Raw genomic sequence first — 21,997 nt, forward strand, 5'->3', positions numbered from 1 at the left:
AAAAACAAATAAAAATGATGTCTAAAATGACTAAAGAAGCTTCCCAAACAAAGAAAAGTACACTTGTACCCATAATTATAATAGCAGGTTTGTTCTTTATTTTTGGGTTTGTAACTTGGATTAATGGTGCATTAATTCCGTTTATGAAAACCATAAACGAACTTACAGATGCTCAGTCTTATTTAGTAGCATCAGCATCTTATATTTCTTTTGTTGTAATGGCATTACCGGCTTCTTACATTATAAATAAAATTGGATACAAGAAAGGAATGTCTTTAGGGTTAATCGTAATGGCAATTGGTGCTTTGTTATTTATACCAGCAGCAGAAGCAAGAACGTATTGGATGTTTTTAACAGCCATTTTTATTCAAGGAATAGGTATGACTTTGTTGCAAACAGCGTCTAATCCTTACATTACTATTTTAGGTCCTATGGAAAGCGCAGCAAAACGTATTGCAATTATGGGAATTGCAAATAAAGTAGCCGGCGGACTTGGGTCTGTTATTTTTGGAGCTATTTTATTATCAGGAATAAAAGGAATTAAAGAACAATTAAATGTTGTTGGTGAAGCAGAAAAAGCAAATTTATTAAATACAATGGCAGACAGTGTTGTTACGCCTTATATTATAATGGCTATTGTTTTATTCTTGTTAGGTATTTTAATCAGAAAAGCGCCTTTGCCACATGTTGAAGCACAACCGATAGAAGTATCCAAATCTGGAGAAAAAACAAAAACAAGTATCTTTCAGTTTCCACATTTGTGGTTAGGTGTTTTAGCGTTGTTTTTATATGTAGGTGTTGAGGTTGTTGCGGGAGATACCATTATCTCTTATGGAATCTCTTTAGATATTCCTGTAGAAGAAGCTAAGTTTTTCACATTGTTTACATTAATGGCAATGGTGGCTACGTATGCTTTAGGTGTATTTTTAATTCCTAAATATATAAGTCAGTCTTTAGCTTTAAAAGCAAGTGCTATCTTAGGAATTTTACTCTCATTTTGTATTGTATTCACAACCGGTTTTACATCTGTGCTTTTTGTAGCAGCCTTAGGAATTGCAAATGCATTAGTTTGGCCAGCAATTTGGCCTTTGGCTTTAACGGGTTTAGGGAAGTTTACAGAAAGAGCATCTGCTTTATTGATTATGGCTATTTCAGGTGGAGCAATTATCCCTCCATTATATGGTTATTTAGTCGATAGTAAAAAAGAAGAATTAATTTCAACTGGAATAAATGAAGTGAATGCTTTGGCAGAAGCGTCTTCTTTTGGATATTGGATTTTGTTACCTTGTTATATCATTATTCTTTATTATGCTTTCTGGGGGCATAAAAAAGGTTTGTAAAAAACGAGTTGTGTGCAATTTAAAAAATGACCGAAACCATTTCAAATAACGAAAAATCACTTAACATTCTGAATAAATTAATTCTGAATGGATTTTATGATGGAAATATAAGTGCGAAAAAGATTGAACTAAATAGAAAAAAAGGTTTATTCAATTCAGGAGGCATCCATAGAATAATTGGAGTTTTGAATAATAAAAATAAGTTTGAATTAAATTTAGACTTTAAATTCCCAATGAATATTATTTTAAAAGTTGCAATCGGAATCGGAATTATTTTCTCAATAGCAACATTGGTAAATGGAAATTGGTTTTTAATTATACCTTTTTTTAATGTTCCTTTTCTAATAATATTTATTGATTTTAAACTAAAAAAGAAAAAGGAAATTAAAATCCTTACTTCAAAGTTTTTGGAATTATATAAATCGGAATATGAAATGGAATAAAAAAACTACACGTAACAACGTATGAAAAACACTTAATTTTAGCCTAACCAAAAGTTGTTTCCTTTTTAATGACTGCTATTTTTCTGAGAAAATCGCTGTTCACAAAAACCAAAAGTTTCAATACATAAATACATTATGTGGATAAATAGAATCTTAAATAATTGCTTTTATCATTCTATCATTTCCAAATAAATCTTTTTTAAGTTCAAGATTGCTAAACCCTTTTTGTTTTAACATTTCAACAGTTTCTTTACCTAAGTATTGATTGATTTCAAAAAATAAGATTCCGTCTTTTGTAAGATGGTTTTTCGCTAAATCAGCAATTTTAGCATAAAAAATTAACGGATTATCATCATCCACAAACAAAGCCAAATGAGGTTCGTTTTCTAAAACATTGTTGTTTATTTCAACCTTTTCTAACTCTCTTACATACGGAGGATTAGAAACGATGATGTTATATTGTTGAGGTAGTTCTTCAGTTTGTAGAATATCCATTTCTAAAAATGAGAGATCAACATTATTTAAAATTGCGTTTTGTTTCGCCTTTTTTAAAGCTTCAGAAGAAACATCAATAGCAGAGATTTTTACATCTTTTAAATTTTTAGCCAAAGAAATTGGTATGCAACCAGTTCCTGTTCCGATATCAAGAATTGATAACTTTGCAACTTTGCAACTTTGTGACTCTGCAACTTCTTTTAAAACCCATTCTACTAACTCTTCCGTTTCTGGTCTTGGAATTAGTGTGTTTTCATTCACTATAAAAGGCAATCCATAAAACTCCGTTTTCCCTAAAATATACTGAATAGGTTCTTCTTTTTTTAATCTAATAATGATCTCTTTTAATTCTGATAAAATTTCATCAGCAATTAAAAAGTCTGGTTTCATTACAGTATCAACTCTTTGTAGGTTGAGTTTTTCTTCTATCAACAAAAAAAAGAAAGTATCTATTTCTGTCTTCGGATAAATTTCTGAAAGTGTATCGGTAAAGTAAACTCTAAATTCTTTTAATATCATAATTTTTTTAGCATCCAAACATTACAAGAATAGTGTCCTGTATTTCCAATTGGTTTATCAAGATTTATAAAACCATTCTTTTTATACAATGCTCTCGCTGCATTCATATAAGGCATCGTTTCTAAATAACAATGTGTATAACCTATAGATTTTGCTTTTTCTAAGCAAGTTTCTATCAATTTAGAACCCAAACCTTTTCCTCTGGTTATTGGCAAAAAGTACATTTTCTGAAGCTCACACGTTTTACCTTCAAAATTATCTAATTGAGCAATTCCTACTCCGCCAACAACTTTGTTTTGATGTTCTACCACATAATAAAATGATGTTGGTTTGTCAAAATTTTCAAACATTTTATCAGTAGCAGCATCCTCATAAGCTGTTCCTATTTTTGGAGCACCCATCTCTAAAAGAACTTCTCTAATTACAATAGCCATTTGTGCATTGTCTTTAGACTGAATTTCTCTAATGATAAAATCTTGACTTGTCATATAATACTGTATTTTTGCATGAGCAATTTACTTAATTTTTTAATTATTCTAGATGAAAAATCTTTTATATTTTACGCTATTAATTTTACTAATTTCTAGCTGTTCTGTTAATAAACAACCGACTTTTATAAAAGTTGATAACATAAAAGTATCTTCTTTTAGTGGAGACACAATACGTTTAAAAGCGGAAGCTTTTTTTACAAACCCAAATGATGTTGGTGGTAAAATTTCTACTGATGAAATTAAGGTAATTGTAAATGGAGCTGAGGTTGCACATGTTTCTTCAGAAGAATTTAAAGTGCCTGCAAGAGAAGATTTTACAATTCCTTTAGTTGTGGTAATTCCTGCAAAAAAAGTATTTGAAAATAACAAAAACGGAATTTTAGGAGGTTTACTAAATTCATTTTTAAATAAATCGATTAAAGTGCAATTTAAGGGAGATATTAAATATAAGGTTTTTGGGTATTCTAGTGTGTATCCTGTGGATCAAATTCAGGAAATTAAATTTTAATTCTTAGTTATCAGTCACGAAATTTACATAAAACGCTGCTTACAAATCGCTAAAAACGGAATTGGTTCTGCACGACCAAATCCTTCTGTTGGTGCAGTTGTTGTTTATAATAATAAAATTATTGGTGAAGGTTTTACTTCAATTTACGGAGGAAATCATGCAGAGGTAAATGCAATCAATTCTGTAAAAGATACATCGCTTTTAAAAGAAGCTACAATTTATGTTACGTTAGAACCTTGTTCTCATTTTGGGAAAACGCCTCCTTGTGCAGATTTAATTGTAAAACATCAATTGAAGACTGTAGTTATTGGTTGTGTAGATTCTAATAGTTTGGTTGCTGGTAAAGGAATTGAAAGATTAGAAAATTCAGGAATTAATGTAATTGTTGGCGTTTTAGAAGAAGAATGTAGAGAACATCACAAACGTTTTTTTACTGTTCAGGATAAAAAAAGACCTTATATTATTTTAAAATGGGCAGAAACTAAAGACGGATTTATTGCTCCATTAACAAAAGATGAACAGAAACCTGTTTGGATTTCTAATCAATATTCTCAACAACTAGTTCATAAATGGCGAAGTGAGGAGCATGCAATTTTAGTGGGAACAAATACTGTTATTGCAGACAATCCTAAATTAAATGTTAGAAGTTGGTCTGGGCAAAACCCAGTAAGAATTGTCTTAGATAAAAGTTTAAGAACAAATAAAGATCTCGCTGTTTTTGATGGAAGTGTAAGAACGATTTTTATTACAGAAAAAGTAGATGAAAGTCAAGAATCAAAAGGAAATCTAATTTTTGAAACAATAGATTTCTCTAAAAACATAGGGATTCAGATTTGTGAAGTATTACAGAAACACCAAATTCAATCTGTAATTATTGAAGGAGGATTGCAAACTTTACAGACTTTTATCAACGAAAATTTATGGGATGAAGCCCGAGTTTTTGTTGGCGAAACTGAATTTAAAGAAGGAGTAAAGGCTCCGAATTTTAATAAAGGATTTAAAGAAAAAATAAACATCACTACAGATGTTTTAAAAATATATACAAATGATTAAAAACATCATTTTCGATTTTGGCGATATTTTTATCAACCTAGATAAAAAAGCAACTTTTAATGAACTAGAAAAATTAGGAATTACTGAAATTTCTGATGAAATGATGGCAGTTGCTCATCAATATGAAAGAGGATTAATTTCTACGGATAAATTTATAGAATTCTTCAAGGAGAAGTTTAAAGTAGTTAAAGAAGACTTGGTTTTTGCTTGGAATTCTATATTGTTAGATTTTCCTTTAAGAAGATTAGACTTTTTAAAAGAACTAGCTAAAAGTAAAAAGTACAGACTGTTTCTGTTGAGTAACACAAATGATTTGCATATTTCTTCTGTGAAAAATAGTTTAGGAACTGAATTTTATAACGAATTTAAAAATTGTTTTGAGCAGTTTTATTTATCACATGAAATAAATTTTAAAAAACCAGATGCTGTCATTTATGAGTTTGTCTTAAATGAAAACAATTTAATTTCTGAAGAAACTTTATTTGTAGATGATTTGAAAGAAAATACTGATGCAGCAAATACATTAGGAATTCATACTTGGAATTTAATTCCTGGTCAAGAAGATGTTACTGAGTTATTCACTAAAAAACATGTATAAGGTTTGATCTATTTATTATTAAGTATTCTTTTTGCAACGTCATTATTTGTAATTTTTAAATATTTTGGTATTTATAAAGTTGATACTTTAAAAGCAATTATTGTTAATTACTTGGTAGCTTTTGCTCTAGGTTTTGGTTTAGCAGAAAGAAGTATCCCATTTGCAGAAATACCAAGTCAGCCTTGGTTTTTTGGGTCTTTAATTTTAGGAGCATTATTCGTTTCTATTTTCTTTGTAATGGCTTTAACTGCTCAGAAAAACGGAGTTTCAGTTGCTTCAGTTGCAGGTAAGATGTCTGTAGTTGTGCCTATTTTATTCGGAATTTTCTTGTACAATGAATCTGTTACTGTATTAAAGGTTATTGGTATTATTATCGCTTTAGTCGCGGTTTACTTAGCATCGGTAAAAGAAGAAAAAAACAAAGTGGAAGGAGCAAGTATTTTGTTTCCTATTTTACTTTTCTTAGGATCTGGTACTATTGATACAACATTAAAATATATTCAAGTAAATTATGTTCCCAAAGGAGATGTTTCTATTTTTTCTGGAAGCTTGTTTGGAATAGCAGCATTATTTGGAGTCTTGATTTTAATAATTAAATTGATTAAAAAACGAGAAGCTTTTGGTTTAAAAAATATAATTGCAGGTATTGTTTTAGGGATTCCTAATTATTTTTCGATTGTATTTTTAATAAAAGCTTTACAAACAGATGGTTTCGAAAGTTCGGTATTATTTACCATTAATAATGTAGGTGTTGTTGTTGTTTCCACTTTAGTAGGATTGATTCTTTTTAAGGAGAAATTTAGTTTAAAAAACAAAATTGGAGTTGCTTTGGCAATTATTGGTATTTTATTAGTCACTTTTGCTTAAAATAGAGTTTCAAATTTGATGACTTTAACGTAAACCTATGTTTTTTTATGTGTCTATGTGGTCAAAAATTTAATTTTCACTTTAAATATAATGGAAGACATTTATAAGACAATTTTAATTCCTTCAGAGGAAACCCTTTTTAAAGAAAAAGGAAGTAAGTTTTTTGGATATGCTTTTCCTGTTTTAACAGAAGATGATGTTAAAGAACGTTTAGAAGAATTAAGAAAGAAACATCATTCTGCTCGTCATTTTTGTTATGCGTATCAAATTGGAATCGAAAAAATTAAATTTAGAGCGAATGATGATGGTGAACCAAATAATTCTGCAGGTTTGCCAATTTATGGTCAAATACAATCTTTTGAAGTTACCAATGTTTTAATCGTTTCTGTTCGCTATTTTGGAGGAACAAAACTTGGTGTTGGAGGTTTAATCTCTGCATATAAAACTTCTGCTCAATTAGCTTTACAAGCTTCAGATATTTTAGAGAAAACGATAAATATCGATTATAGGTTAACTTTTAATTACGATTTAATGAACGCTGTAATGAGAGTTGTAAAGGAGAAAAACCTAAATATTATTGCTCAAAAATTAGAAATGGATTGTCAGTATACAATTTCTGTAAGGAAAAAAGAGGCCGATTCAATTTTTACTATTTTTGATAACTTGTATAAAGTTGATATTAAAGTGTTAGATTAAATTGGAAAGATGTTATACGTAAAATTCAAAATTCAAGAAGCCGAAAAGTTTAATGATTTTAAAAAACTGTACAAGCATTTAGTTGATGTAAGACAGCCAAATTTTGATTTTGAAGATGAGGTTCCTGATTTTGATTGGGATACTATGAATGAAAGTGATGTAGAAGAGGCACTAAAAAAAATAGATGAATCTTTAGATGATGAAGCACTTGCATTAAAGCGATATAAAAAAGTGATTCCGAATTATGCAACCTCAGTTTTTAAAAAATATTTTCAAATTGATAATGATAAATTAGGGAATCTTGGTATTCAGGAAGTTTTGTCAATCTTTAATTATTTAGAGTTTGGTTTCGAGGTTGATTTTAATAATTTAGAATTATTAAAAGATGACAATGGAATTGTACAATTTTCTACAGGCAATTTTCCTTTTGGAGGATTAGAACGTTTTTTTGTAACGCTAAAAGCTTTTAATATAATTCCTGCAGAATGTTTTGACGGTTTTTCTGTAAATGAAATTAACTGGGATTCTGAATTTTCATATGATTTTATTGAATTAGAAAAAGAAACAGAAGTCTACATTAATAAATTAAAAGCTTAAAAAAAGAGGGTATTATTAATTAAAACCCCAAACTTTCTAATAAATGATCTGGACATCGTGTTGGTTTCATTGTTTTACTGTTCATAAAAGCTAAAACAGAACTTCCAGTACAAATCAACTCGTTATTTTGATTTGTAATTTCATAATCGAATTCAATCTTCACCATTGGCTTTTTTTTGAGAAAAGTTTTTATGGTTAAAACGTCATCATACAATGCAGATTTTATAAATTTAAAGTTTATAGAAATTACAGGAAGCATTATGCCGCTGATTTCCATGTCTTTGTAGGTAACACCTAAAGAACGTAGCCATTCTGTACGTCCTAGCTCAAAAAATTGAGCATAATTTCCATGATAGACAACGCCCATTTGATCGGTTTCTGAATATCGTATTCTAGTTTTTGTTGATGAATTTTTCAATAGTAGTGAACAATTAGATTTATGGTATTTTACGTAAAAAATAATTAATAATCAATAGCAAATTCATTTTTTTATACTGAATTTTATTCACATTTTTGTATAACATTAGAAAAGGCACATAGAACACCTTTTTTAACCTAATTATTAACTTAAGAAATTCACCAAAATTAAATGACTATAACTGCTGATTCAGTTTGGAATGAATGTTTGACCTTTATAAAGGATAACATTAAACCACAAGCCTACAAGACTTGGTTCGAGCCAATAAAGCCCGTAAAACTTTCAGGAGAAGCATTAACAATTCAGGTGCCCAGTAAATTTTTTTATGAATGGTTAGAAGAACACTACATTAAATTATTACGTGTTGCATTAGTAAGACAGTTAGGTAATGACGCTAAATTGATTTACGATGTAAAAATGGAAAACAATTATAGCAGTAACAGACCGCAAATTGTTAAAATTCCAAGTTCTAACAGAGATCCTTTAAAACCACAAAGGGTTACAGTTCCTTTAGAGTCTAATAAAAGAGAATTAAGAAACCCATTTGTAATTCCAGGATTACAAAAAGTTAAGATTGAATCTCAATTAAATCCTAATTACAGTTTTGCGAATTTTATAGAAGGAGATTCGAATAGGTTAGCACGTTCTGCAGGTATGGCAGTAGCAAATAAACCAGGAGGAACATCTTTTAATCCATTATTAATTTATGGTGGAGTAGGTTTAGGAAAGACACATTTATCACACGCAATTGGTGTTGATATAAAAGACAAATATCCAGACAAAACAGTTTTATATATTTCTTCGGAAAAATTTACACAACAGTTTATAGATTCAGTAAAATCGAATACAAGAAACGATTTCATTCATTTTTATCAAATGATTGATGTGTTAATTATTGATGATGTGCAATTCTTATCTGGTAAAGCAGGTACACAAGATGTATTCTTCCATATTTTTAACCATTTACATCAAAATGGAAAACAGGTAATTTTAACTTCGGATAAAGCGCCTGTAGATATGCAAGATATTGAACAACGTTTATTATCTCGTTTTAAATGGGGATTATCTGCTGAATTACAAGCACCAGATTACGAAACTAGAATTTCTATCTTACAAAATAAATTGTATAGAGATGGTGTTGAGATGCCGGAAGAAATTGTAGAGTATATTGCTAAGAACATAAAATCTAATGTTAGAGAATTAGAAGGTGTTATCATTTCTATGATTGCTCAAGCTTCTTTTAATAGAAGAGAATTCTCAATTGAATTAGCAAAACAGATTGTAGATAAGTTTGTAAAGAATACTAAGAAAGAAGTTTCTATAGATTACATTCAGAAAGAAGTATCTAAGTATTTTGATATGGATGTAGCAACTTTACAATCTAAAACTCGTAAGCGTCATATTGTACAAGCAAGACAATTAGCTATGTTTTTTGCGAAAAGATTAACAAAAACTTCTTTAGCAAGTATTGGTAATCAAATTGGGCAAAGAGATCATGCAACTGTATTACACGCTTGTAAAACTGTAGACAACTTAACAGAAACAGATAAGCAATTTAGAAAATACGTAGACGATTTAACAAAAAAGTTGACTTTCTAAAAATACAATTTCAGAAATTTTATTGAATTGCATTTTTCGTGTAAACGAGAATCTAAATTATAGTTAGTTTTAAAACTTTCTATTTAATATCACTTAATCTTTTTTAAGCGAGAAATAGTTTCTTATTTTTAACAAAAATTATTTTTATGCAGAAAGTATTGATGGTGTGTTTAGGAAACATTTGTCGTTCTTCATTAGCTGAAGGAATTTTACAATCTAAAGTGAATTCTGATGCCGTTTTTGTAGATTCAGCAGGAACTGCTAATTACCATATTGGTAAAACACCTTATGAACTTTCAGTTGACGTTGCTGCTAAGTATGGATTAGATATCAGTAATCAGATCGCTAGACAATTTGTTGTTAAAGATTTTGATGAGTTTGATTTTATTTATGCGATGGATGAAAGTAATTATGAAAATATACTTTCGTTAGCAAGAAGTGAAAAAGATACTCAGAAAGTGAGTATGATTTTAAAAGAAACACATCCTACAGAAAACTTAAGTGTTCCAGATCCATATTATGGAGGAATTGACGGTTTTGAGAATGTATATAAAATGTTAGATGAGGCTTGTGAACTCATCGCTAAAAAAATATAAAAAATGATTGGTAAACTCTATTTAATCCCCACAACTTTAGGTGAAACTGAACCTTTAGAAGTAATGCCTTTATCAGTAAAAAAAGTAGTTGAAGAAATTGATTATTATATTGTTGAAAATGAAAAATCAGCAAGAAAATTTATTAAGAAAATTTCACCAAAAAAATCACAACCTTCATTGCAGTTAATGTTGTTAGATAAATATGCAGAAGAAATTGAAACTTCAAAATATTTAGATATTTGTAAAGAAGGAGTTAATGTTGGTTTGCTTTCTGAAGCAGGAGTTCCTGCAATTGCAGATCCTGGAGCAAGTATTGTTAAACTAGCACACGAAAATAATATTAGAGTGATTCCTTTAGTTGGCCCAAGTTCTATTATCATGGCAATGATGAGTTCTGGTATGAATGGACAAAATTTTGCATTTAACGGGTATTTACCAATTGATAAATCCGATAGAAAAAAAACGATTAAAGATTTAGAGAAATTATCAAAAGATAAAAACCAATCTCAAATTTTTATTGAAACGCCATATCGAAATGAAAAAATGTTTGCAGATTTAAAAGCTGCATTAGCACCAACAACTAATTTATGTATTGCTGCGGATATAACGTTGCCAACAGAATATATTAAAACAATGATGGTGAAAGATTGGAAACATCAACAACCAGATTTACATAAAAAACCTGCTATTTTTATAATTCATAAATAGAACGATTTTATTTATCAAAGTATAGAAAACTATAAAACGCCTTATTTATTCTGATATTAGAATAAGTAAGGCGTTTTACTATTTTTAATAAAGGATGTAATTCCGTTTAAATGGTAGCGTTTCTATCAGCTTCTATATTAGAAACATCATAACCACCAAACTTCTTTAAATAAGATTGAATTGAAGCTCCATAAGCATCAGAAAAACGAATTGAACCATTACTTCTTAAGAACTTCTTCACGTTTCCTGCGCCACTTAAATGAGCCGCAGCTAAAATTCCTGATTCCGTAATTTTAATTCCGTTTATAGTTTTACCTACAGAACGTAAAATATCTTTTCTTAAAATCCATTTATTTACTTTACATAAAGCTACAAATGCTTTTTCTTGTAATTCAGGATTTCTTAAAAAGGCTTGCGTATTGTAAATATTAAATCTGTGTAAAGTTGTTCTTCCAAATTGGTATTTTCCTAAATAACCTAATGTGTTTACAACAGTATATTTTCCTTGAGATTCTTTAAAAGCCAAAGCTTCTTTAAAACCTACAAAGTTTTTTTGTAAATACGGAATGTTGTAATCAATGAATTTTGGAAAAGTAACTTTGTTATTAGTACCTATTTTTTTATCAATAGTAGTTGCGTTGATAAATCCTAAAAATACGATACTTAAAAATAAAAACTTTTTGATAAATTGAATCTTTCTGTTTTGCGGGCACAAAGGTATAATCAAAAATTAAATATACTGATTATCAATATGTTAAATTTTATTAAAAATACAGATAATGAAATTTTAAACCGCCTTTGCTATTAATTTCTAGCGTTGGAGCAGGTATCTTTATGAAGTTAACAATAGAAAAGACAGATTTTAAGAATTCCGAATTTGTCTTGATTTTTGTCAAATCGAGGTCTAAACTAAGGTAGAATTGTCTGTAAGGATTCTGTAGCATTGCGTTTCCTGCGTTTGAGTTTCCATAAAGCATTCCATCTGCGCCATAACCCAAAGCAACATTTAACCATTTTGGAAACGAACTTTCCTTGTTAAAAGACCAAATGTTGGCAGATAACCAATAAGTTTGACCATTATAATCTTTTAAAGCTTGTTGTAAATAGTTTTCGCCCAAGGTATTTGGTCTTTGTTTTGCGAAATCTGTTTGATGAAATGAGTATTTTACTGTAATACGTTGTTCATCCCAAAGTAACTCTTGTCCTATTAATAAACCAGTTCCAGCAGCATTTGCAAGAATATCTCCTGGTGAAGCTCCCCATTCTTCTGAAAACCCATCTAACACTTCTACAGCTGTTAAAAAAGCAAAACCATAAGTTGCTCCGTAAATTAATTGATTTTTTTTAGAAACTCCTGCCCAATCTAAAACTTCCATTCCAACTTTACCGACATAATAAGAAGTCATAAAATGCCCAGTTTTATCCATTTGTTTCCAGTCGTTATTATCATTCTTAAAATGAAAACCAGAACGAGGGTAATCTTTATACCAAAGTTGATTTAAAGCAATTAATGCACCTACTGCCATTACACTTTCAGTAATTGCGATTGCATTTCTTCTTTTGGTATTTAAAGTATCAGACTTTTTATAAAACGATGAAGTTTGTCCAACAACCGAAATTGAAATCAGAAAAAATAGAAAGAAAATAGGTTTTTTTATCATTACCTATTTACTCTTTGTTTATTCATCCATTGATGATATTTAGCCGCATTTCTATTGTGTTGAGAAAGAGATTTAGCAAAAGCATGATATCCTAATTTATCAACATTAGCACACATATAAAAGTATTTGTGTTTTTGTGCGTTTAAAACGCCATCAATTGCAGAAATATCTGGCATTGATATAAGAGTAGGAGGTAAACCTCTATTTTTATAAGTATTGTAAGGCGATTCAATTTCTAAATCTGCAGTCAAGACTCTTTTTACAACATAATCTTGCCCTTTTTTCTGTTTGATACAATATATAATTGTTGGATCTGCTTGTAAAGGCCATCCTTTATTTAATCTATTAAGGTATAAACCTGCAACTATTGGTCTTTCTACTTTTTTTGCAGTCTCTTTTTGCACGATGGATGCTAAAGTAATTACTTCGCTTTTAGATAAGTTTAAAGCTTTTGCTTTTTGTAATCTACTGTCATTCCAAAAACGATTATATTCTTTATAAATTTTATTTCTAAATTTCTCAGCAGAAGCTGTCCAATAAAATTCATAACTGTTTGGAATAAAAATTTGTAAAACAGATTTTTCTGTCAAGCTATTTTTTGATAAAAATTCTTTGTCTTTAAAACTGTTTAAAAGTGAAACTGAATCTGTTTCTAATTGTTGTGCAATTCTACCAGCTAATTTTTCTAAAGTATCTTGATTGTTAAAAGATAGTTTTATCGGAGTTTGATTTCCGCTTCTTAATAAGTTAACAAGATCATTATTAGACATACCTTCTGTTAAGACATATCTACCAGCTTTTGGTTTCGAGAAATTTTTCTGAGCTGCAACTAAAAGAAAAGTATTAAGATGTTTAGAATACTCTGTGATATTGTCTTTTATGTCGATTAAACTATCTGTAGATTTTACATAAAGTACTGTGTCTTTTGTAATTGCTTTATCAAATATTTTTTTATAATAGTTGTATCCGATAATTCCACAAATAAAAATAATGGTAGCTATAACTGCGTATATAAATTTTTTACTCAAAGTGTTTTTGATTTTTTAAGAATTGCAAAATTAGTCTTTTATCAATTGAAACAAAACTTCATCCTTAAATTTTCCTTCGGATAAAATCCAATCTTTCTTTATGCCAACTTTTTTGAAATTATGTTTTGTGAAAAGTGATATACTTTTAGAATTGTCTGAAGTAATATTTGCAAATAATTGATGTACATCTAAAATAGAAAAACAATAATTGATTAAAAGAGATAATGCTTCAGTAGCAAAACCATTTTGTTGAAACTCAGGATGAATTAAAATACCAATTCCTGCTCTTTTATGAGAAGGATTAAAATCAAACAAATCAATCGTACCAATTTGTTTTTTTGTTGATTTTTCTTCAATTAACAAACGTAATTGTTTTGCTTCAAAAATATCTAAATGTGCATTTTCTAAATATTGTTTCAAAATGTATTTAGAAAACGGAGTTTGAGTATGACTTACTTCCCAAAAGGCTTCATTGTTTTCTATTTGATATAGAAAATCTAGATCTTCGGGCTCTAAAGCTCGTAAGTTTATATGTTCTCCTTTTAATGTTTGCATTAAATTGTGATTTTTCCACTAAAAACAAATTGTGCAGGACCTTTTAAATATACGTTTGTGTAAACTCCATCTTTTTCAGTAAAAGAAACTTCTAAATCTCCACCTTCAACAGGTAATGCAATTAAGTTACTTGTTGTTTTTCCTGTTTTATGCATTGCAATTGCAACAGCTGTAACTCCTGTTCCACAAGCTAATGTTTCGTTTTCAACTCCTTTTTCGTAGGTTCTAACTCTAAATTTAGAATCGTTTATTTGTTCAACAAAATTAACATTACTTCCAGGATCACTATATGAATATCTTATTTCTTTCCCTTTTTCAAAAACAGGAAAATTATCTAAACTATTAACCAATTCAACATGATGTTGAGTGCCTGTATATGCAAAAACTGAATTCTCTTTCACTTCAATTTCATCAACATCTATCATTTTAAGAGAAACAATTCCATTTTCTATTTCTGCTAAATGTTCCCCATCAACAGCAATAAATTTAGTTTTAGAATCAATGATTTCTAAATGTTTAGCAAAAGCGACAGCACATCTTCCTCCGTTTCCACAGAAAGTCTGACTTCCATCAGCATTAAAATAAATCATTTTAAAATCGAAAGTTGAGTCATTTTCAATTAAAATAACACCATCTGCACCTACACCAAAATTTCTATGACAAAGTTTTGAAATAATAGCAGTATTCTCTTTTGGGAATTTTTTTGATCTGTTATCAATCATAACAAAATCATTTCCGGTTCCTTGGTATTTGTAAAAATCTAAATTCATTAGAACAAATATAGTCATTTAATGAATAAAAAAGGAATGTTAAAAACCGGTTAAAGTGAGTTAAAATGAAGTTAAACAGAATTTTTGATATTGTTAAAATTGTACATTTGAGTATTAAAAATTAAAAACATGAAAAAATTATTTGGTTTATTAGGAATGGCAATCTTAGGTGGAGCTATAACTTTAGGTGGGTATAAAATGCTTTTTAATGAAGAAGTAATTGTAGAAAGGACTATATCAGAACCAGTAGAAACGATTACAGCAAATTACAATCCTGCTTTAAATAAAGCGAAATCATTTGCAAACTCTGTAGATTTAACAATAGCTGCAGAAAATACGGTACATGCTGTAGTACACGTTAAAAATACTGCCGTTAGAACGCAAACTAATCCTGCTGATATTTTCTTTGGAAATAGAAGCAATGGAAGAAAGTATGAACAAGTGGGTACAGGAAGTGGTGTGATTATTTCTCAAGACGGATATATTGTAACCAACAATCACGTAATTGATGGAGCAACAGAAATTGAAATTACTTTAAACAACAGACAAAAATACAAAGCAAAGTTAATAGGTACAGATAAAGACAATGATATTGCCTTATTAAAAATTGATTCAGATGTAGATTTACCTTATATACCTTTTGCAAATTCAGACAATATTAAAATTGGAGAGTGGGTTTTGGCAGTTGGTAATCCTTATAACTTAACATCTACAGTAACTGCTGGTATTGTAAGTGCTAAAGGAAGAGATTTAGAAGGGAATTCTGCAATAGATTCTTTTATTCAAACGGATGCAGCTGTAAACCCAGGAAATAGTGGAGGAGCATTGGTAAACACAAGAGGAGAATTAGTTGGTATTAATACCGCTATTTCTTCTAAAACAGGTTCTTTTGTTGGGTATTCATTTGCAGTTCCTTCTAATATTGCTAAAAAAGTAATTGATGATTTATTAGAATTTGGTGCTGTACAAGAAGCTATTTTAGGAATCAATATAGATGGTTCTGACAATAATATTGAGGGAGTTAAAATAGGTGATTTATCTAAAGGAAGTGGAGCAGAGAAATCTGGTTTAAAATCTGGAGATGTTATAAAGAAAGTAAACAATGTTAAGATCTCTAAATTTTCTGAATTAAGAGGTCAACTAACAGCAAAAAGACCAGGAGAGTTTGTTGATATTACTGTAGATAGAGAAGGAGAATTGATTACTAAAAGTGTGAAATTAAGTAAAAAAGATGTTTATGTATCTAAAGATTTAAACATCCTTTTAAAGGATTTAACAAAAAAAGAACAGAAAAAATATAGCATTTCTGGTGGAGCTAAAATTCTTAGAAATGGTAATAAAAGTTTAGACTACTATGGTGTAAAAGAAGGTTATATTATTACCGAAATTAATAAAAAACCAGTTTTAAATGCAAGTGATGCTGCTAAAGCAATTGACGCTTCTTATGGTAATGGAAACCCTATTTATATTGAAGTAATTAATTTAGAAGGTGAAAGAGAGCGTTATGCTTTTAGATAAATAAATATAAAATAAAGTAATTGAAAATCCTGATAATTTATCAGGATTTTTTTATTTACGAAAACTTTACGAAATCGATTTCGTATTATTAAAAAAAGAAATACTTTTGCAGCAAAATTTTAAAATTAGTTACACAACTATGGCAACAATCTTAAATTACGAAGACGAAGTTTTATCACAAGCTCAAAACAGAAGAGCTACTGTAGAATTTATAACTATTGTAAATGATTTATGGTATGATAAATCTATAGAATTAGTTTTGTTTAGAAATCCTTTAGTAGATAAAAGAGCAAGTGAAGTTTTAAATTTAATAAGCTACGCAAAAGAATTTGTAAGTAAACCAATTTCTATTCAAGATGCGTTAGATATTGCAAAAGCAATTCAACAAATAGACTTACCATCTTCTAAATTAGATATTGGTAAACTGGCTTATGAATGTCATTTAAACCCTGAAAAAGGAGCAGATAAAGTTGCCTTTGTAAAAGATAAATTAAAAGGAGCAACAAAATCAGTAGATATTCAGCCAAAAGATGTTGTTTTATATGGTTTTGGTAGAATTGGTCGTTTATTGGCTAGAGAATTAATGACTAAAATGGGTAAAGGTTCTCAATTACGTTTAAGAGCAATTGTAACCCGTGGAGAAATTAATCAAACTGTTTTAGAAAAAAGAGCCTCTTTATTAAGTATAGATTCTGTGCATGGAGATTTTTTAGGAACCGTAGAAACAGATGTCGAAAACAATGCTTTAATTATAAACGGAACAACAGTACACATGATTTCTGCAAAACAACCAGAAGACATCGATTATACTAAATTCGGAATTAAAGACGCATTAATTATTGATAATACTGGGGCTTTTAGAGATGATGTTGCTTTAAAAAGACATTTAGTTGCAAAAGGCGCGAGTAAAGTTTTACTAACAGCTCCAGGAAAAGGAATTCCAAATATTGTTCATGGAGTAAATCATAAAGAACACAATCCAGATAATGTTGATATTTTTTCAGCAGCATCATGTACAACAAACGCAATTACACCAATTTTAAAAGTTTTAGAAGACAATTTCGGAATCAAAAAAGGACATTTAGAAACGATTCATGCATATACAAACGACCAAAATTTGGTAGACAATATGCATAGTAAATATAGAAGAGGTAGGGCTGCAGCTTTAAATATGGTAATTACAGAAACGGGTGCAGGAGCAGCAGTTGCAAAAGCAATACCAGCGTTAAAAGATAAATTAACATCAAATGCAATTAGAGTTCCTGTTCCAAATGGATCTTTAGCAATCTTAAATTTACAATTAAGAACAATGGTTTCTAAAGAACGTGTAAATGCTATTATAAAAAAGTACGCTTTAGAAGGCGATTTGGTTGAGCAAATTAAATACTCTTTAGATAACGAATTGGTTTCTTCAGACATTATAGGTTCTACAGCTCCATCAATTTTCGATAGCAAAGCAACAATTGCAGACAAAGAAACGATTGTAATTTATATTTGGTACGACAATGAATATGGTTATTCTCATCAAGTAATGCGTTTAGCAAAACATATTGCAAAAGTAAGAAGGTTTACCTATTATTAAAATATTCACAATGCAAATGCATTTAATGAAAATTGAATGTAGAAACCCGGAGCAAATTTGTTTCGGGTTTTGTCTTTGTAGCTATTTCCTGCTTTCCGTTATATCTTTTTGTGAAAAACAAAAAGGATGCCACTTCAATCAGGGCTAAACCTGTTTGCTAACTTTAATATTAAAGAGGTAATTTATTAAAATTTTAAAGCCTATTTTTAGGCATAGGTATTCCTGCTATTTTAGTTGAAATTTTTAAAGGTTTCTTAGTAAATAGCTCTTCTAGATCTTTAGTAGTAGCAATTCCTGTTTCTATAATTCCTTCAAGCGTTAGTTCTTTTTTAGCCTTAAATTGCTCTTGTATCCAAGAAAGAATATCCCAATGGGTTGCAGTTAACTCAATATCATGTTTCTCAGCAATGAGTTCACCAACTTCAATAGTCCATTGTTCAAAGTTTGTTAAGTAGCCTTCATCGTTTAATTGAATAGTTAATTCATCAGTTTTTTGTAGTTGTTCTTTCATAATTATGTTTTAAATGATTGAGGAATTCATTTAAAAGTAGGTTCATATTATATATAAATACAGTAAATACAAATAACTGTTTGTTTGTAGATTGTAGCATTATTTTTTTATACGAATTTCCCTTCACTTTAAATATATTTAAGTTAACGTTTGGTTAATTATTAACTTAAAAATCTAAATACACTAATCTTTATTTGGTTAGTTACTATGTAAAAATATTAAAATATCAGTTTAATTCATATAGGGGATTTACCTATTTAATTAGGTAATTTACCTATTTTATATAAAAGTGCTGTTCGTTGCCTTCTAAACTTAATTTAATTTATTAAGTATGCATTTAATATCTTATTTTTGAAACTATTCTTAAGTGTTTCACAATAAAAGGAAAACGGTATCTTTAAATGACAATCCAACAAAAAATACAATCACTTCGTGATGAGTTAAATACACATAATTACAACTATTATGTGTTAGATAATGCATCTATTTCAGATTTTGATTTTGACATCAAACTAAAAGAATTAGAAAAATTAGAAGAAGAGAATCCTCAGTTTTTCGATTCAAATTCGCCAACACAAAGAGTAGGAGGAGAAATCACTAAGAATTTCGATACTGTTACTCATAAAAACAGAATGTATTCTTTAAGTAATTCATATTCTAAAGAAGACTTGTTAGATTGGGAAAAGCGTATTCAAAAAATGTTAGGCACAGAAGATATAGAATATACCTGTGAACTAAAATTCGATGGAGCATCAATCAACTTAACGTATGAGAATGGTCAGTTTGTAAAAGCAGTTACTAGAGGAGATGGTTTTCAAGGAGATGATGTTACTCCTAATATTAAAACAATTCGTTCAGTACCCTTAATATTAAAAGGAGATTTTATTTCCGATTTTGAAATTCGTGGAGAAATTATTTTGCCTCTCGATGGATTTAATAAAATGAATGAAGAACGTATTGGTATCGGAGAAGAACCATATAAAAATCCAAGAAATACAGCAAGTGGAAGTTTAAAATTACAAGACAGTACTGAAGTGGCAAAACGCCCATTAGATTGTTTATTGTATCATTTAGTTACAGATAGTAGAAAATATAAAACACATTTTGAGAGTTTAGAAAACGCTAGGAAAGTTGGATTTAAAGTTCCTGAAACCATTAAAATCACAAAAACAATAGATGATGTTTTTGAGTTTATAACTTCTTGGGATAAAAAACGACACGATTTACCTTATGAAACAGATGGAGTTGTAGTAAAAGTAAATAATTTACAACAACAAGAAGAGTTAGGGTATACTGCAAAATCTCCACGTTGGGCAATTGCATATAAATTTAAAGCAGAACAAGTTTCTACAATTTTAAATGAAATTACTTATCAAGTTGGTAGAACAGGTGCAATTACACCAGTTGCAAATTTAGAACCTGTGCAATTAGCAGGTACAACTGTAAAAAGAGCATCGCTTCATAATGCAGATCAAATTGAAAAAATAGATATAAGAGTAGGAGATACCGTTTTTGTAGAAAAAGGAGGAGAAATTATTCCAAAAATTATTGCAGTAGATTTTACAAAACGTCCAGAAAACTCAGAACCTACAATTTACGCAACAAATTGTCCTGAATGTGATACGTTATTAGTAAGAACAGAAGGTGATGCAAAACATTATTGTCCAAATGAGTTTGGTTGTGCTCCACAAATTACAGGAAGAATTCAGCATTTTATCAGCAGAAAAGCAATGGATATTGATGGTTTAGGTGGCGAAACTGTAGATTTATTACGTAAAGAAGGTCTAATACAAAATTATGCAGATTTATACGATTTAACTATAGATCAAGTAATTCCGCTAGAAAGAATGGCAGAGAAATCTGCTCAAAATGTGATTGATGGAATTATAAAATCAAAAGAAATTCCGTTTGAAAAAGTATTATTTGCTTTAGGAATCCGTTTTGTTGGTGAAACGGTTGCTAAAAAATTAGCAAAGCATTTTAAATCGATAGATAATTTAATGACAGCAACTTTCGAAGAATTAATTAGTGTAGATGAAATCGGAGACAGAATTGCACAAAGTATAAAAGATTTCTCATCAGATTTAGGAAACATTCAATTAATAAATCGTCTAAAATCTTCAGGTGTTCAATTAGAAGTTTCTGCAGAAAGTTTAGAAAACCAAACAGAAGTATTAAAAGGACAAATATTTGTAGTTTCAGGCGTTTTTCATCAGATGTCTAGAAACGAACTTAAAAAAGCAATAGAAGATAATGGCGGAAAAGTAAGTTCTTCAATATCTAAGAAAACAAATTTCATTGTTGCAGGAGATAATATGGGACCAAGTAAGTTAACAAAAGCGCAAGATTTAGGAATAGAAATTATTTCTGAACAAGATTTTATAGATAAGATTTCTAATTAATAAAAATTTGGCTTCTTATTTGCAGCCTAAAATCTATGTTTTTCTATTGTGACTATGTGTTAAATAAAATAAGAAATTGAAAAAAATACTCTACATATATATAATACTAATTTCAGCATTATCTTTTTCCCAAATAAAGGAAGTAGATTCGCTACCTTTTAATGTTGATGATTATGTTTTTGTAAAACCAGGAGATACTTTAACTGTAAACCTTAATGAGTTTTCATTATTACCAAAACACAAGTTCAAATCTAAAAATGACATCCGTTATTATCTTTGGTTTCGTAGAAAAGTTTATAAAGCCTATCCATTTGCCCAATTAGCATCACAAAGATTAGATTCATTAAATACAAGGTTAGAAAGAATACAATCCAAACGTAAGCGAAAAAAGTACACTAAATTAGTTCAAAACTATATAGAAGGTGAGTTTACAAATCAAATTAAAAAGATGACAACTACAGAAGGTCGAATTTTAATTAAACTCATTCATCGTCAAACTGGGTTAACAGCATTTCAAAATATTAAAGATTTAAGAAGCGGTTGGAAAGCCTTTTGGTATAATACAACAGCAAATGTTTTCAAACTTTCTTTAAAAACAGAATACCACCCAGAATCAGATAATGAAGATTTCTTAATAGAAGATGTTTTGCAGCGCGCTTTTCAAGACGATAAATTAAAACATCAAACCTCAAAGTTGACTTTTAATTTTGATGAAATCATAGCAATAAGAAAAGCAGAAGTCAACGTAGAACATTATAAAGAGATGTTTGCAAAGATTAGAAAGAAGAAAAAGCGTAAAAAGAAGAAGTAATTTTATTTTGGTGTTCCTTTTTTTTTTAGATCTTAATTTATTTAAGTCTTCTTTAATATTTTAGTAATTAACATTTCTAAAGAGTTTTGTTTATGAAAAAAGGTCGGGCTTTGCACTATATCTTTTTAAGTTGAATTGCTTTCCGCATCATTTTTCATTGATAAAATCATTTTCAGACTAAATGTTTTGTGAATTTCAAATAAAAAGGATGCCGTTTCAATCCCTAACACG

At 29.3% G+C, this 21,997-nt stretch carries 24 protein-coding genes; 15 read left to right on the forward strand and 9 right to left on the reverse strand.

Annotated features, from left to right (window positions below; genetic code table 11):
• Positions 1-17: 17 nt before the first annotated feature.
• Together BTO07_RS17090 and BTO07_RS17095 are read left to right on the forward strand one after the other, a co-directional pair.
• Entirely contained in the window at positions 18-1,340 is a 1,323-nt protein-coding gene (locus BTO07_RS17090; protein WP_232457126.1) for a sugar MFS transporter, read from the forward strand.
• Between the two features lie 26 nt (positions 1,341-1,366).
• Positions 1,367-1,783, forward strand: coding sequence for a hypothetical protein (locus BTO07_RS17095; protein WP_087522490.1), 417 nt, complete (start codon positions 1,367-1,369; stop codon positions 1,781-1,783).
• Between the two features lie 153 nt (positions 1,784-1,936).
• On the opposite strand, the gene prmC is transcribed toward BTO07_RS17095, so the two are convergent.
• Together prmC and BTO07_RS17105 are read right to left on the reverse strand one after the other, a co-directional pair.
• Positions 1,937-2,797, reverse strand: coding sequence for a peptide chain release factor N(5)-glutamine methyltransferase (gene prmC / locus BTO07_RS17100; RefSeq protein WP_087522694.1), 861 nt, complete (start codon positions 2,795-2,797; stop codon positions 1,937-1,939).
• A complete protein-coding gene (locus tag BTO07_RS17105) occupies positions 2,794-3,285 on the reverse strand; it encodes a GNAT family N-acetyltransferase (RefSeq protein ID WP_087522491.1) in 492 nt (163 codons plus the stop codon). The genes prmC and BTO07_RS17105 overlap by 4 nt, the downstream gene beginning before the upstream one ends.
• 52 nt (positions 3,286-3,337) lie before the next feature.
• Between BTO07_RS17105 and BTO07_RS17110 the strand changes: the two genes are divergently transcribed.
• The 6 genes from BTO07_RS17110 to BTO07_RS17135 all read left to right on the forward strand — a co-directional run bounded on the left by BTO07_RS17110 (position 3,338) and on the right by BTO07_RS17135 (position 7,607).
• Entirely contained in the window at positions 3,338-3,796 is a 459-nt protein-coding gene (locus BTO07_RS17110; RefSeq protein ID WP_087522492.1) for an LEA type 2 family protein, read from the forward strand.
• Between the two features lie 9 nt (positions 3,797-3,805).
• The gene (gene ribD, locus BTO07_RS17115; RefSeq protein ID WP_257789775.1) at positions 3,806-4,849 is read left to right on the forward strand and encodes a bifunctional diaminohydroxyphosphoribosylaminopyrimidine deaminase/5-amino-6-(5-phosphoribosylamino)uracil reductase RibD; all 1,044 of its coding nucleotides are present in this window, start codon (positions 3,806-3,808) and stop codon (positions 4,847-4,849) included.
• Positions 4,842-5,447, forward strand: coding sequence for an HAD family hydrolase (locus BTO07_RS17120; RefSeq protein WP_087522494.1), 606 nt, complete (start codon positions 4,842-4,844; stop codon positions 5,445-5,447). The genes ribD and BTO07_RS17120 overlap by 8 nt, the downstream gene beginning before the upstream one ends.
• A 3-nt stretch (positions 5,448-5,450) precedes the next feature.
• Positions 5,451-6,314, forward strand: a complete 864-nt coding sequence (locus tag BTO07_RS17125; protein WP_087522495.1) for an EamA family transporter — start codon at positions 5,451-5,453, stop codon at positions 6,312-6,314.
• A gap of 90 nt (positions 6,315-6,404) precedes the next feature.
• On the forward strand, positions 6,405-7,010 hold the full coding sequence (locus BTO07_RS17130) for an IMPACT family protein (RefSeq protein ID WP_087522496.1): 606 nt from the start codon (positions 6,405-6,407) through the stop codon (positions 7,008-7,010).
• Positions 7,011-7,019: 9 nt separating this feature from the next.
• A complete protein-coding gene (locus BTO07_RS17135; protein WP_087522497.1) occupies positions 7,020-7,607 on the forward strand; it encodes a hypothetical protein in 588 nt (195 codons plus the stop codon).
• Between the two features lie 19 nt (positions 7,608-7,626).
• Here the strand turns inward: BTO07_RS17135 and BTO07_RS17140 are convergent, their stop codons facing one another.
• A complete protein-coding gene (locus tag BTO07_RS17140; protein ID WP_087522498.1) occupies positions 7,627-8,025 on the reverse strand; it encodes an acyl-CoA thioesterase in 399 nt (132 codons plus the stop codon).
• A gap of 171 nt (positions 8,026-8,196) precedes the next feature.
• On the opposite strand from BTO07_RS17140, the gene dnaA reads away from it, so the two are divergent.
• From dnaA to BTO07_RS17155, 3 genes are all read left to right on the forward strand, one after another.
• Positions 8,197-9,624, forward strand: a complete 1,428-nt coding sequence (gene dnaA, locus BTO07_RS17145; RefSeq protein ID WP_087522499.1) for a chromosomal replication initiator protein DnaA — start codon at positions 8,197-8,199, stop codon at positions 9,622-9,624.
• Positions 9,625-9,770: 146 nt separating this feature from the next.
• Positions 9,771-10,220, forward strand: coding sequence for a low molecular weight protein-tyrosine-phosphatase (locus BTO07_RS17150; RefSeq protein WP_087522500.1), 450 nt, complete (start codon positions 9,771-9,773; stop codon positions 10,218-10,220).
• 3 nt (positions 10,221-10,223) lie between these two features.
• Positions 10,224-10,928 (forward strand): SAM-dependent methyltransferase, encoded by a 705-nt coding sequence (locus BTO07_RS17155; RefSeq protein WP_087522501.1) that lies wholly within the window; start codon positions 10,224-10,226, stop codon positions 10,926-10,928.
• Positions 10,929-11,034: 106 nt separating this feature from the next.
• On the opposite strand, the gene BTO07_RS17160 is transcribed toward BTO07_RS17155, so the two are convergent.
• The 5 genes from BTO07_RS17160 to dapF all read right to left on the reverse strand — a co-directional run bounded on the left by BTO07_RS17160 (position 11,035) and on the right by dapF (position 14,942).
• The gene (locus BTO07_RS17160; RefSeq protein ID WP_442956824.1) at positions 11,035-11,571 is read right to left on the reverse strand and encodes a peptidoglycan-binding protein LysM; all 537 of its coding nucleotides are present in this window, start codon (positions 11,569-11,571) and stop codon (positions 11,035-11,037) included.
• Positions 11,572-11,692: 121 nt separating this feature from the next.
• Positions 11,693-12,589, reverse strand: a complete 897-nt coding sequence (locus BTO07_RS17165; protein WP_087522503.1) for a DUF2279 domain-containing protein — start codon at positions 12,587-12,589, stop codon at positions 11,693-11,695.
• On the reverse strand, positions 12,589-13,617 hold the full coding sequence (gene mltG, locus BTO07_RS17170; RefSeq protein ID WP_087522504.1) for an endolytic transglycosylase MltG: 1,029 nt from the start codon (positions 13,615-13,617) through the stop codon (positions 12,589-12,591). The genes BTO07_RS17165 and mltG overlap by 1 nt, the downstream gene beginning before the upstream one ends.
• A gap of 30 nt (positions 13,618-13,647) precedes the next feature.
• Entirely contained in the window at positions 13,648-14,172 is a 525-nt protein-coding gene (locus tag BTO07_RS17175) for a GNAT family N-acetyltransferase (RefSeq protein WP_087522505.1), read from the reverse strand.
• Positions 14,172-14,942 (reverse strand): diaminopimelate epimerase, encoded by a 771-nt coding sequence (dapF, locus tag BTO07_RS17180; protein ID WP_087522506.1) that lies wholly within the window; start codon positions 14,940-14,942, stop codon positions 14,172-14,174. The genes BTO07_RS17175 and dapF overlap by 1 nt, the downstream gene beginning before the upstream one ends.
• Before the next feature lie 129 nt (positions 14,943-15,071).
• On the opposite strand from dapF, the gene BTO07_RS17185 reads away from it, so the two are divergent.
• Positions 15,072-16,460, forward strand: coding sequence for a trypsin-like peptidase domain-containing protein (locus BTO07_RS17185; protein WP_087522507.1), 1,389 nt, complete (start codon positions 15,072-15,074; stop codon positions 16,458-16,460).
• Between the two features lie 139 nt (positions 16,461-16,599).
• Positions 16,600-18,042, forward strand: coding sequence for a glyceraldehyde-3-phosphate dehydrogenase (locus BTO07_RS17190; protein ID WP_087522508.1), 1,443 nt, complete (start codon positions 16,600-16,602; stop codon positions 18,040-18,042).
• A 193-nt stretch (positions 18,043-18,235) separates the two neighbouring features.
• On the opposite strand, the gene BTO07_RS17195 is transcribed toward BTO07_RS17190, so the two are convergent.
• Positions 18,236-18,553 carry a TusE/DsrC/DsvC family sulfur relay protein gene (locus BTO07_RS17195; RefSeq protein ID WP_087522509.1) on the reverse strand — a complete coding sequence of 106 codons (318 nt, stop codon included), beginning with the start codon at positions 18,551-18,553 and terminating at the stop codon, positions 18,236-18,238.
• A gap of 401 nt (positions 18,554-18,954) precedes the next feature.
• Here BTO07_RS17195 and ligA point away from each other — a divergent pair, with 401 nt between their 5' ends.
• Positions 18,955-20,955 carry an NAD-dependent DNA ligase LigA gene (gene ligA / locus BTO07_RS17200; RefSeq protein WP_087522510.1) on the forward strand — a complete coding sequence of 667 codons (2,001 nt, stop codon included), beginning with the start codon at positions 18,955-18,957 and terminating at the stop codon, positions 20,953-20,955.
• 76 nt (positions 20,956-21,031) lie between these two features.
• On the forward strand, positions 21,032-21,766 hold the full coding sequence (locus tag BTO07_RS17205; protein ID WP_198342484.1) for a DUF4294 domain-containing protein: 735 nt from the start codon (positions 21,032-21,034) through the stop codon (positions 21,764-21,766).
• The last annotated feature ends 231 nt before the right edge of the window (positions 21,767-21,997 follow it).

Origin of the sequence: Polaribacter sp. SA4-12 (assembly GCF_002163675.1) — a bacterium.
Taxonomy (GTDB): Bacteria; Bacteroidota; Bacteroidia; order Flavobacteriales; family Flavobacteriaceae; genus Polaribacter.